The organism is Prosthecobacter sp., from assembly GCF_029946185.1.
GTDB lineage: Bacteria > Verrucomicrobiota > Verrucomicrobiia > Verrucomicrobiales > Verrucomicrobiaceae > Prosthecobacter.
The window spans coordinates 56,418-68,677 of sequence record NZ_JAQSEA010000279.1; the positions used below are offsets into that span (position 1 = coordinate 56,418).

The following is a 12,260-nucleotide window of genomic DNA, read 5'->3' on the forward strand; positions in this document are numbered from 1 at the left end:
CTCTGAGCAGGATCGGTGGATTGATGCATCCGCGATACATCTTATTAAATAGCCCAACCAAAACATGAAACTTATTCTCTCATCACTCGCCACCGTCAGCCTCGTCATGACATTGCTGGTCAATGCCGCCATGGCCATTGATCCAGCCGCCGTCGCCACTGAAACCCTCACGAACACCGTCTGCCCGGTCACCGGCACGGTGGTCGATCCCGCGATCACCACCGAGTATGAAGGTCGGAAGTGGGCCTTTGCCAAAGAGGAGTGCAAAACGAAGTGGCTGAAGGCGCGCGAGGACAGCCTTTACCAAAAGCTGGGAGGCAAAGGCGCCATGGAGGCTGCGATCGACGCCTTCTATGTGAAGGTGCTGGCCGATGACCGCGTGAAGCATTTCTTCGATGACGTGAGCATGGACAAGCAGCGCCGGAAGCAGAAGGAATTCCTCAGCGCCGCCTTCGGCGGACCGCTGCCATGGACTGGCAAGGACATGCGCAAAGCCCATGAGGGCATGGGAATTACGGAGGAGCAGTTCAACGCCATCGCTGAAAATTTGGTGAACACTTTGAAGGATCTTAAAATCCGTCAGGAACTCATCGACCAGGTCGTCGCCATCGCTCTCACGACCAAGGACGATGTGCTGGAGCGTCCGAAGAAGAGTTGAGAACCCTTCCTCTTCCCCCTTAAACCCTCGGCCGCCGTAGTGAGTGCGTGGAGTCGCTCGCTGCGGCGGTTGTGTTTGCAGAAAAAAGATGCTGAATCGAGTTCATGGCAGCGTTTGATCTTCCGCCATGAGGTTTTCTCTTTTCACCGCCGCAGTCTGTCTTGCCACATCACTCCACGCCGAAAAAGTCGGACCGTGGGATCTGGATGCCCTCAAAAACAACGTCCCCGCGATGAAGTGGGTGCGGCAAGATCAGCCGATTCATTCGCTGACCTATGTCGGCGAAAAGTATCTGGGCAAGGATACCGAGGTCTTCGCGTTTTATGCCTCACCGATCACCCTGGGCGAGGCCAAGCCCGGCACCAAGTTCCCCGCAGTGGTGCTCATTCATGGCGGTGGCGGCACGGCGTTTGCGGACTGGGTGCACCTATGGGCGAAGCGCGGCTATGCGGCCATCGCGATGGATTTGAGCGGCTCGCGTCCGCCTGATGCTGAGTTTGATCCCAAGACCGGCATGGCGATTGGCAACGGGCACCGCGGTGTACGCACGCGCCTGCCCAATGGCGGACCGATGCATGGGCATCCTGAGAAATTTGACTGCGTGCTCACGCCAGACACGAGCGACGACTGGCCCTTTCATGCTGCTGCGAGCGTGATGCGTGCGCACTCTCTGCTGCGCAGCTTCCCTGAGGTAGATGCGGAGCACACCGCTGTTACTGGCATCAGCTGGGGCGGCTACACGACCTGCCTCGTCGCTTCGCTCGATGATCGCTTCAAAGCTGCCGTGCCCGTCTATGGCTGCGGTTTCCTGCATGAAGGCGAGTCGGTGCAAAAGCCCAGCATCGACAAGCTCGGCGAATTCAAGGCCAAGTGGGTAAAGGAATATGATCCCGGCAGCCTGCTGCCACGCTGCCATGTGCCCATCCTCTTCGTGAACGGTACCAATGACGTACACTACGTGCTCGACAGCTACATGAAGAGCTACAACGCCGTGCCGGGGGAGAAGTACCTCCGCATCCAGATCAAGATGCCGCACGGCCATCCGCCCGGGTGGGCACCGCAGGAGATTGGCTTGTTCATTGATTCCAAGTGTCGCGTTGGGAAGCCACTGCCGGTTCCTGGCAAGCCGGTGATCGAAGGCGACCAAGTCAAAGTCGCGTGTGAATCGGTGACGGCACTCAAGAAGGCCGAACTCAACTATACCACCGACACCGGCCTGCGCTCCAAGCGCGAATGGAAATCCGTCCCTGCCAAGATCGAAGGCCACACCATCACCGCACCCAAGCCTCCTGCCGAGGCGAACACGTGGTTCATCACCGTCAGCGATGAACGCGGCGCGATGGTGAGCACTGTGGTGGAGTTTGCGAAGTGATGGGCAAACCAAGCCTTTCTCGTCCATGAAATATCCGACGGCAGAAGAGATCGCTGAAATGAAGGTGTGCGGCTATGAAGCCGAAACGATCAGGCTGGCGGGGCAGCAGATGGAACGTGGCAAGGAGGCGATGAAACTATGTGGGATCATCGAAACGGCTTTTCACGACGTGAAGCTTGGCACAGGTATTGGCCTGCATGAAGCCTTAGGTTTGGATGATTATGCCAATGCGGCGACCTGCGCTGCCTATCGAGAAAAGGATGAAAAGGAGGACTGGAGGCGCATTGCCGCCGAAGAACTCAATGGCTGTCATAGCAGTTTGAGCTTTTTCGATGCGGAAGGGATGCGGTTTCATCTGCCAGCCTTTCTCATTCTGGAATTGCAGGGCTTTGGCATGGGCATCACCTTTCATCTGGCCCACGCCATCGTCGTCGATCAAACCAAATTCAGTCTGCTGTCGCCTGAGCAGCGGCTGAGTGTGAGGATGTTCCTGCTTTTTCTTCTGCGCGACCCTGGCGAGTCATTCGATCACCCTCACATTCAACATGCTCTCGATTTTTACTGGGTCTGTCCGCCCTCATAAAATCGAAATTCAGTGATGGGTACGGCCCATCACCGACGTTGCAACGGGCTGATGAAAAGGAACATTTCTCGACGCACTGGCATTAAGTTGATGACAGCAGGAACGCTCATGGGCTTCGGTGCCCGTGAAACAGCCGAAGCCGCAACGAAACAAGCGACGCCCCCAACCGACGGCTGGGCCAGGACGCATGACCGGGTGTTTTTGGGCGGGGAGTATTGGGCGAACCCGATGGAAGACTGGCGCGTGAGTGAAGGCGGTGCGGAGTGCCTGAACATGGGCGGCGGCCGCAGCGTGCATTCGCTGACACATCAACTGACGCAAAGCGGTGGGTTCACCATGAGCGTGACCCTGACACGACTGGAAATCGGCAAGTCCGACGGCGGCGCGGGCTTCCGCATCGGCATTCGCAGCGAGATCAACGAGCACCGCAGCAACTGCTTCGTGCAGAAGGGCATCCACGCGGGATGGCAGGGCGATCAACTTGTGCTGGGGCCAAAAACTGCGCCGCTCAAAGAGGGCAGCGTTTTGAAGCAGGTGCGTCTGACGCTCCAAGGGGCGACTGAGACCGACAAGAGTCTTTTGGTGCTCACAGCATACGACGTGGACTCGGGAGCCAAATTGGGGACAGTCATGCATCCATTCAGTGCGGATGAGATTCTCGGCAATGTCTCCATCGCCAACAACTTCGCCGCCGGTGCTGCGGGAGGAGCGAAGAAGAACCAGAACAAAGCCAAAACGGGCGCTGGAGGCGCAGGACGCTACCGTTTCCAAAACTGGGCCATGGATGGCAATGCATTCACGGTGACGCCGGGCAACCGGTTCGGCCCGCTGCTGTGGTCGATGTACTCGTTGAGCGATTCGCGCATAGACGATGGCTTTGTGATGAAACTCAGCGCACTGACCGGACCGATGGGGGCGAAGGACAGCCAGGTGGTCGAGTTGCAGATGCAGCAGAAAGGCGCGTGGAAATCGCTCGGTGAGGCGAAGCTGGACCCGGATGCGTGGGTGGCGACGTTCCGTATCCCCAAGTGGAATGCAAAGCAGGCCACACCCTACAAGCTGGTGTATCGTGAGAAGCACACGGACGGCAGCGAGACGCCGCATGAGTGGACCGGCACCATCAAAGCAAACCCTGAGGGCCGCCCGCTGCGCATGGCGGCGCTGACCTGCCAGAATGATTACGGCTTCCCTTATGCGCCTGTGGCAGAGAATGTGCTGAAACTGGATCCTGATCTCGTCTTCTTCTCCGGTGACCAAATCTATGAAAACCACGGCGGCTTTGGCATCATCCGTGAGCCTGCGGGGCCCGCGATCCTGAACTACCTGCGCAAATTCTACCAGCACGGCTGGGCCTTCCGCGAAGTGATGCGCAATGCGCCCACGCTGTGCCTGCCAGATGATCACGATGTCTTCCAGGGCAACATCTGGGGAGAGGGCGGCAAGAAGATGGAGGTGGGCGATACGGGTGCATCCTCCAAGGGCGGCTACATCGAACCCGCGAAGATGGTCAACGTAGTACACCGGACCAACGTGGCGCATCATCCCGATGCGTATGATTCCAAGCCGGTGCTGCAGGACATCAGCGTGTACTATGGAGACATGGTGTACGGCGGCGTCAGCTTTGCGATTGTTGCCGACCGCCAGTGGAAGAGCGGACCGGAGCATGTGGACACGGGCGGTGGCCGCGCCGACCATGTGCCCGAGGCGAATTTTGACACCTCAAAGCTCGACAAGCCGGGCCTCGTGCTGCTGGGAGAGCGGCAGGAGGAGTTTCTCAAAAAGTGGGCGCAGGACTGGCGCGGGCACACGCTGAAGGCGGTTCTGAGCCAGACGGTGTTTGCCAATGTGGCGACGCACCACGGCGCCTATGATGGCTACTTGAAAGCGGATCTCGATTCCGGCAGCTGGCCGCAAACGCCGCGCAATCGCGCGGTGGAAATCATGCGCCCTTCCATGGCGCTGCACATCAATGGCGACCAGCATATCACTACGTTGACGCAGTACGGCGTGGACAAGCAGCGCGATGGCAACTGGTCCTTCTGCACGCCCGCCATCTCTGCCGGTTATCCCCGCTGGTGGCGGCCAGATGAGCTCAAGATGCCGCATGAAAACCGGCCCAAGCATGGGCAGGCCAACACGGGCGAATACATCGATGGCTTTGGCAACAAGGCCTACGTCTATGCCGTGGGCAATCCCGAGGTCGGCCAGGCGGCGAACCGCTACGACAAGGCGCACGAGAAAGGCAGCGGCTTCGGCTTCATCACCTTCGACACGGTAAAGAAGACCTACTTCATCGAGTCCTTCCGCTTCCTCATCGACGTGAAAGACGGCAAGCCCACGAATCAATTTCCCGGCTGGCCCGTGACGCTCCAGCAGAAGGAGAATCGCGGTGAGAACCTGATCGCCTGAGGAAGATGGGGGCGGGCAGTCCTGCCCGCGAACGAGGCGCTCTTTACGGGCGGAAGTGTCCGTGCTGCTGCTGGTCTGCTTGCAGAACCAGAGCGCCATGAGTACAAGCTCCTGTTTTAACTCGTAGAAATGAACCACCATGAAATTTCTTTCCCCCCTGCTGCTCCTCAGCGCTGCCACCGCCTTCGCCGCTGACTCACCCAAGCTGCATCCCAAGGCGGCAGCTCTTCCGTTCACGCATCAAGGGCCGTTTGTCACGGCTGCTGATGGCGGCGTGCTGTGCATCGATGCGAAGAACGTGCTGCGCACTGTTGATGAAGGGCGCACGTGGAGCAGCGCAGCGTTGTTTGCAGAGCCTGCCAAGTTTTCCGTCAGCAGCGAACGCGCGGTGCTGCGCACCCGCGAAGGAGTCATCATCTCTGCATGGATGAACAGCGCGGAAAGAAAGGAGCCCAAAGGCTGGCACTGGGGTGAACCGGGCGTGGACTGGAAGGCCTTTGTGCTGCCGACCTACTCCTGCCGCAGCACGGACGATGGCAAAACCTGGGAACCACCAGTGAAGCTCAGCACCCCATGGTGCGGCTGCATTCATTCCATGATCCAGATGAAGTCAGGCCGCATCGTCCTCGTGGGTCAGGAAATCATCCCGCAGTGGCGGCATGCCACGGTCATGTGGGTTTCGGATGATCTCGGCAAAAGCTGGCAGCGTGGCGATGTCTTAGATTACGGCGTGGGGACGCATGACCATGCGGGCTCGCTGGAGGGCACGGTCATCGAGCGCAAAGATGGCTCGCTGTATCTGCTGCTGCGCACGGAGTCGGGCTTTCTGTGGGAGGCGACTTCGCGCGATGGCTTGAAATGGACAGGCTTGCAGACCACGAAGATCGCCTCAGTCACCTGCTGCCCGCAGCTTGCTCGGTTGAGCGACGGCCGCATCGCGCTGCTCTGGAATGCGCCACCGCGCCATGATCCGAAGAACAGTTCCAGCCGGGTGGAGCTGTCGCTCGCCTTTTCGGACGATGAAACCGCCACGTGGTCAAAGCCGGTCATCGTGGCGGCGAATTACGCGACGGGTAGCCGGGTGTCCTATCCCTACCTTTATGAGCGTAAGCCAGGCGAACTGTGGATCACCACGATGCAGGGCGGTCTGCGGATGAAGGTCCACACCGCCGACCTCGGTGCCGGTGAAATTCCGGTCTTTGTCCCGCCGCCCAAGGCAGAGCCGAAGCCCGGCAGCATCATCATGTTTGGCGACTCCACCACCGCACCACGCGGCAGTCTCAAAGTGTATGCCACACGGGTGGAGACGACCCTGCAAGGCGTGGGCTCCACGCTCGGGGTTATCAATGCAGGCATCGGCGGCAACACCACGCGGGACGGGCTCAAACGTTTGCAGAATGATGTGCTCAAGTACAAGCCACGGGTAGTGGTCATGCAGTTCGGCATCAATGACTCCGCCGTGGATGTCTGGAAGAACCCACCCGCCACTGCACCACGAGTACCGCTGGCCGAATACCTTGCTAACATCCGCTGCATGGTCACCGCTGCCCAAGATGTGCAGGCCAAGGTCATCCTCATGACGACAAATCCGTTGCGCTGGACCCCGAAGCTCAAGGATGTGTATGGCAAACCACCCTACGATCCGGCTGCCGAAGACGGTTTCGACTCCGCCACCCTCGCGGGCTACAACGAAGCCCTGCGCAAACTCGCTGCGGAACTGAAAGTCCCCCTGGTGGATGTCCGCGCGGCCTACCCGGACTTTGCCGCGAAGCATCAGACCACCATCGAAGGGATGCTGCTGGACGGCATGCACCCGAACGACCTCGGTCAGGAGCTCGTTGCGGAGCTGCTGGTGCCTGCGATCCGCGCGACGCTGAGGTGAGCGAAATCTGCCTGCCCGCCTAAAATTTCCGCTTGTATATTTAACCATTTGGTTAATTAATTGCGCCACACTCTCCATTCATCACCTCATGACCACCACCGAAAACGACACCCTGGAACTCACGCGCCTGTTCAAAGCCCCGCGCGAGCGCGTGTTTGCCGCCTTCACCACTCCCGAGTCCATGAATCAATGGTTTGGCTGCGGCAGCAAAGTCACCACCTGCACCACGGACTTCCGCATCGGCGGCAGCTACCGCCTCGAAACTCGAAATCCAGAGAGCGGCGAGACCTTCATCGTCACGGGGGCCTATCGTGAGATCTCGCCACCGGCCAAGATCTCCTTCACCTGGACGTATGAAGGCGATGCAGACTGGGCGGACTGCGAATCCGTCGTGACCATACAGCTTAAGGCCCTCGGCGATCAAACCGAGCTGAGCCTCACCCACACCGGCTTCCCATCCGCCGCAAGCAAAGGCAACCACAGCACCGGCTGGAACGAGTGCATGGACAAAATAGACGCCCTGCTCATGAGCCAGCCTACGGCCGCGCGCTGAGAGGGCGCCTTGTGCGAAGAGACTGCGGAGAAGCGGATACCCTAGGGGTCCGCTTCTCTTGTTTTCAGTGCGCCAGATGTGGAAGCAGCGCACCTTGGATTTGCGTTGCGGCGTGGTCGCGTTTAGCTCTTACGCTCTCAATTCCCCATTCTAAATCATGTCCGCGAAGATCATCTATACCCTGACCGACGAAGCTCCCCTGCTGGCCACCTACTCGTTCCTGCCCATCGTGCAGGCCTTCACGAAGCCAGCCGGTATCACGGTCGAAACGCGCGACATCTCCCTGGCAGGCCGCATTCTGGCGAACTTCCCCGATTTCCTGACAGACGCACAGAAGCAGACCGATGACCTCGCCTACCTTGGCAAGCTCTGCCTGGAACCAACGACGAACATCATCAAGCTGCCCAACATCTCCGCCTCCCAGCCCCAGCTCAAGGCCGCCATCGCCGAGTTGCAGAGCAAGGGCTACGCCGTGCCGAATCTCCCTGAGAACGCGCAGACCGACGAAGAGAAGGACATCAAGACCCGCTACGCCAAGGTCATGGGCAGTGCTGTGAATCCTGTGCTGCGCGAGGGCAACTCCGACCGCCGCGCACCGAAGGCTGTGAAAGACTACGCCAGGGCGCACCCGCACTCGATGGGCAAATGGAGCGCTGATTCCAAGACCAGCGTGGGCACCATGAGCAAGGACGACTTCTTCTCCAATGAGAAGTCCGTCTGCGTGGAAGCTGCCACCGACGTGAAGATCGAATTCATCGGCAAGGACGGCACGGTGAAAGTGCTGAAGGACAAGACCCCTCTCAAGGCTGGCGAAATCCTCGACGCCACCCGCATGAGCAAGAAGGCGCTCGTCACGTTCATCGAAAGCCAGATCGCCAAGGCGAAGGCGGACGGCGTGCTCTTCTCCCTGCACATGAAGGCCACCATGATGAAGGTGAGCGATCCCATCATCTTCGGCCACGCCGTGCGCGTCTTCTTCAAAGACCTCCTCGAAAAGCACAGCGCTGCGTTCGCTGAGATCGGCGTCGATTTGAACAATGGCTTCGGCGATCTCGTCGCGAAGCTTGGCAAACTGCCAGCGGACAAGAAGGCTGAGATCGAGGCCGACATCCAGGCCGCCTACGCCAACGGCCCGGCGCTGGCCATGGTGAACAGCGACAAGGGCATCACCAATCTGCATGTGCCGAGCGACGTCATCGTCGATGCCTCCATGCCTGCGATGATCCGTGGCGGTGGCAAGATGTGGAACGCTGCCGGCAAGGAGCAGGACACGCTCGCCGTCATCCCAGACAGTTGCTACGCAGGTGTGTACCAGGCCGTGATCGACTTCTGCAAAAAGAACGGCGCACTCGACCCCAAGACCATGGGCAGCGTGCCCAACGTGGGCCTCATGGCCCAGGCCGCCGAAGAGTACGGCAGCCACAACAAGACCTTTGAAGCCCCCGCCGACGGCACCATCCGCGTGACCGACAGCACAGGCACCGTGCTGCTGGAGCACACCGTGGACGCAGGCGACATCTGGCGCGCCTGCCAGACCAAAGACGCACCGATCCAGGACTGGGTGAAACTCGCCGTCAAACGCGCCCGCGCCTCTGGTGTGCCCGCCATCTTCTGGCTCGACAAAGCCCGCGCCCATGACGCGCAGATCATCGCCAAGGTGGAGAAGTATCTCAAGGATCACGACACCAGCGGCCTCGACATCCAGATCCTCACTCCTGCCGAAGCTTGTACCTTCAGCCTGGAGCGCATCATCAAGGGTGAAGACACCATCTCCGTCACCGGCAACGTGCTGCGCGACTACAACACCGACCTCTTCCCGATTCTCGAAGTGGGCACCAGCGCCAAGATGCTCTCCATCGTTCCCCTCATGAACGGCGGCGGCCTGTTTGAAACCGGTGCCGGCGGTTCCGCGCCGAAGCACGTGCAGCAGTTCCTCGAAGACAACTACCTCCGCTGGGATAGCCTCGGCGAATTCTTCGCGCTCGCCCCCAGCTTTGAGCACATCGCTGACAACTTCAGCAATCCGAAAGCCAAGGTGCTCGCCGACACCCTCGACGCCGCCACCGGCAAGTTCCTCGAAAACGACCGCAGCCCCGGCCGCAAACTAGGCACCATCGACAATCGCGGCAGCCACTTCTACCTCGCCCTCTACTGGGCGCAGGCCCTCGCCGCCCAAACCGCCGACGCCGAACTGCAGGCCCACTTCAAGCCCATCGCCGAAGAGCTCACCGCCAACGAAACCAAGATCGTCGCCGAACTCCTTGCCGTGCAGGGGAACCCAGTCGAAATCGGCGGCTACTTCAAACCCGACAACGCCAAGGCCGATGCCGCCCTGCGCCCGAGCACGACGTTCAATGGGATTTTGGCGAAGGTGTGATTCGCAGTACCCAAGTCACTTCTGACTTTTCGAATCTGGCGAGGGGGATTTCCCCTCGCCTTTTTATTACCTCTTTGCGGTGATAAATTTTCAGCCATCACCCATAAGCGCGTAGCGCTGACATAACCGTAGCCGTGGGTGCCAACCCACGGTATGCGACCAGCCCGCCGTTGCCAATTCCGTGGAACCGCGTAGCGGTGAGACAAACCTCCGCGCAGCCCTCAGCTCCCGCCATGGCCAACACCTACACGCAGATCCTGTACCACATCGTGTTCTCAACCAAGAAGCGTGCAACGGTTCTAGTTGAAGATCGGCGGGAGGAGTACTTCCGCTACGTCTGGGGCATCCATCAGCAACTGAACTGCCACCTTTACCGCATCAACGCCATGGATGATCACGTGCACATTCTGACGGGCCTGCATCCGTCACTGGCGCTGGCGGATTACATGCGCGAGCTGAAAACTGGCACCAGTCGCTGGATCAGCCAGGAAGGCATCTTTCCCGGATTTAACGGCTGGCAGGACGGCTACGGTGCCTTCACGATTTCCGTCCATGAGCAGGATGCGGTGATCCGTTATATCAAAGACCAGCAGGTCCATCATCAGCACACGAATTATCTGGAAGAATACCGGCGCATGCTCAGCGAGGCGCGGATCAAATACGACGACAAATACCTCGCATGATGCGATGCAGCACGGGGCCGAGGGGTATGGCGGAGGTTTGTGTCACCGCTACGCGGTTCCACTGATTTCGGCGGGCATAGATCGCGCAGTTCCGTGGGTTAGCACCCACGGCTAATGTTGTGCCAGCCCTACGGGCTTTCGGAGGGGCATGGTGACGCCCCGAACATCACTCAAACTTGATCGAGTAGAGGTCCGCATCATTCAGCACAAAATGCAGCTTCACGACTTTCCCAGCGAGTGAGCTCACATCACCACCGCTTTTCCAAGTCACGGTGCGGTTGATGGAATCGCCAAAGGTGGGCTGCGCATCGTCGAGCGCGAATCCAGGAATGGGTTTGCCACCGGCATCCTGAATCTCGACCTGAATACCACCCGCAGCAGAAGTGGCGAAGTTCATCGTGAGGTTCTTCCCGGTAAAGGTGAAGGGCTTGGTGATCAACTCGCCGCCGCTCATCGGAGCATGAACAGACACGAAGCCGTCCATGCGCAGCGTGTAGCGGCGCAGTTCGCTGCTCTTGCCGGTCCAGTAGCTTTCGGTGGCGTAGAAGCTCAGCTCATTGGGCGCGCCTTCGAGCGCGGACTTCGTCTCGACGGGATGCCAGGCGATGTATTGATGGCCGTAGTTCCAGGTGCCGGGGCGTTCGATGCCGGGTGGCAGGAAGGCGTCGTTCCAGCGCTTGAACTTCACGCCATCGCGGCTGCTCATGAACAGCCCTTCAGTGATGGCCATGCCGTAGCGGTCGCTGGCCTTGGAGCGCCACTCGCGGTTCTCGGACTCAGGCAGGGCGCGCATGCTGTCCGTCCAACCGCGCTCGGCGTAGCGCGTGGGAAAGCCGAGGAGCATGTGCGGTGCGCGGTGGTAGGGCTTCACCTGGTTGGTGTAGAGCTGCTCGCTGGGGGAATCGACGTAGCTCAGATCGTGCTGATTCTCCCAATGAATGAAGTCCTTCGAGGTCGCGGTGCGGATGGCGCGATCGCCGGAGGGCTTCCAGTTCTTTTCATCGGTGGTGCCTCCGGTGAAGTAGCGCCAGTAAGCGCGGTAAACGCCGCTGCTGGCATCCCAGAACGCGAGGTTCTGCGAATCGAACGCACCATCAGTGATGACTGGCGCATCCGCCATCGGCGACCAGCGCAGGCCATCGGCAGATTTCAGCGCAAGCAATCCCTTCGGCTTATTCGAGCGCACGATGGCCTTGTATTTCGCATCCGCAGGCGCAGCGGGATTCTCATCTTTAAAGACGGCAGGATGGCCGCCATCGGGGTTCACGTTGCCCATCTTGCCGTGCGGAATGACGATATTGTTAGCCTTCGAGCCTTTGAAGTCATGCAGACCCAGCTCCGGCTTGCGCCAGTGGATGCCATCGTCGCTTTCCGCGTAGCAGGTGAAGAGCGGATGCTCGCCCGTGTTCACTTTGCCCGGCGTCACGGTGAGCTGCCAGCTCTTGTAGTACATGCGGTACTTGTCGCCGTCTTTGAAGATGCTGTGGTAGCCGCTGCCACTGCCCTCCCACGGCGCATCATGCTTCATCACGATCTCCTGAATCTGTGGCTGATGCAGCCGCTGCTCCGCCTTGCCACTGAGCTGGCCGATCAGGAAATCATCCACAAACAATTCACGGCGCGAGCCGATGTCGATGGCGCTGTCGGCACTCCAGGCAAGTGAGGCGGCAAAAAACCAGAGTGGTAGCATGAGGTGACGCATCATACCTTTACGCGTATGAAAGTAGCTTTGTTGCTGTGCAA

The 12,260-nt window shown here is 59.5% G+C and carries 9 protein-coding genes; 8 read left to right on the plus strand and 1 reads right to left on the minus strand.

What is annotated here, in order from left to right:
- The first annotated feature begins 64 nt into the window (after positions 1-64).
- From PSV43_RS22850 to tnpA, 8 genes are all read left to right on the plus strand, one after another.
- Entirely contained in the window at positions 65-658 is a 594-nt protein-coding gene (locus PSV43_RS22850; RefSeq protein ID WP_300203246.1) for a group 1 truncated hemoglobin, read from the plus strand.
- Between the two features lie 127 nt (positions 659-785).
- Positions 786-2,030, plus strand: a complete 1,245-nt coding sequence (locus PSV43_RS22855; protein WP_300203248.1) for a PhoPQ-activated protein PqaA family protein — start codon at positions 786-788, stop codon at positions 2,028-2,030.
- Positions 2,031-2,055: 25 nt separating this feature from the next.
- Positions 2,056-2,613 carry a DUF6714 family protein gene (locus tag PSV43_RS22860; protein WP_300203250.1) on the plus strand — a complete coding sequence of 186 codons (558 nt, stop codon included), beginning with the start codon at positions 2,056-2,058 and terminating at the stop codon, positions 2,611-2,613.
- Between the two features lie 90 nt (positions 2,614-2,703).
- Positions 2,704-5,022, plus strand: a complete 2,319-nt coding sequence (locus PSV43_RS22865) for an alkaline phosphatase D family protein (RefSeq protein ID WP_300203252.1) — start codon at positions 2,704-2,706, stop codon at positions 5,020-5,022.
- A gap of 139 nt (positions 5,023-5,161) precedes the next feature.
- Entirely contained in the window at positions 5,162-6,904 is a 1,743-nt protein-coding gene (locus tag PSV43_RS22870; RefSeq protein ID WP_300203254.1) for an exo-alpha-sialidase, read from the plus strand.
- Between the two features lie 88 nt (positions 6,905-6,992).
- Positions 6,993-7,457: an SRPBCC domain-containing protein gene (locus PSV43_RS22875; RefSeq protein ID WP_300203256.1), complete on the plus strand. Its 465-nt coding sequence runs from the start codon at positions 6,993-6,995 to the stop codon at positions 7,455-7,457.
- Between the two features lie 157 nt (positions 7,458-7,614).
- Positions 7,615-9,834, plus strand: coding sequence for an NADP-dependent isocitrate dehydrogenase (locus PSV43_RS22880; protein WP_300203258.1), 2,220 nt, complete (start codon positions 7,615-7,617; stop codon positions 9,832-9,834).
- 233 nt (positions 9,835-10,067) lie between these two features.
- Positions 10,068-10,517: an IS200/IS605 family transposase gene (gene tnpA / locus PSV43_RS22885; protein WP_300203261.1), complete on the plus strand. Its 450-nt coding sequence runs from the start codon at positions 10,068-10,070 to the stop codon at positions 10,515-10,517.
- A 166-nt stretch (positions 10,518-10,683) separates the two neighbouring features.
- On the opposite strand, the gene PSV43_RS22890 is transcribed toward tnpA, so the two are convergent.
- The gene (locus tag PSV43_RS22890; protein WP_300203263.1) at positions 10,684-12,207 is read right to left on the minus strand and encodes a hypothetical protein; all 1,524 of its coding nucleotides are present in this window, start codon (positions 12,205-12,207) and stop codon (positions 10,684-10,686) included.
- Positions 12,208-12,260: the final 53 nt, after the last annotated feature.

Bases quoted from the DNA above. Each gene is read 5' to 3' on its own strand.
- PSV43_RS22855 (WP_300203248.1), top strand. From the start codon at position 786: ATGAGGTTTTCTCTTTTCACCGCCGCAGTCTGTCTTGCCACATCACTC.
- PSV43_RS22890 (WP_300203263.1), bottom strand. From the start codon at position 12,207: ATGCTACCACTCTGGTTTTTTGCCGCCTCACTTGCCTGGAGTGCCGAC.
- PSV43_RS22865 (WP_300203252.1), top strand. From the start codon at position 2,704: ATGACAGCAGGAACGCTCATGGGCTTCGGTGCCCGTGAAACAGCCGAA.
- PSV43_RS22875 (WP_300203256.1), top strand. From the start codon at position 6,993: ATGACCACCACCGAAAACGACACCCTGGAACTCACGCGCCTGTTCAAA.
- PSV43_RS22870 (WP_300203254.1), top strand. From the start codon at position 5,162: ATGAAATTTCTTTCCCCCCTGCTGCTCCTCAGCGCTGCCACCGCCTTC.
- PSV43_RS22880 (WP_300203258.1), top strand. From the start codon at position 7,615: ATGTCCGCGAAGATCATCTATACCCTGACCGACGAAGCTCCCCTGCTG.
- PSV43_RS22850 (WP_300203246.1), top strand. From the start codon at position 65: ATGAAACTTATTCTCTCATCACTCGCCACCGTCAGCCTCGTCATGACA.
- tnpA (WP_300203261.1), top strand. From the start codon at position 10,068: ATGGCCAACACCTACACGCAGATCCTGTACCACATCGTGTTCTCAACC.
- PSV43_RS22860 (WP_300203250.1), top strand. From the start codon at position 2,056: ATGAAATATCCGACGGCAGAAGAGATCGCTGAAATGAAGGTGTGCGGC.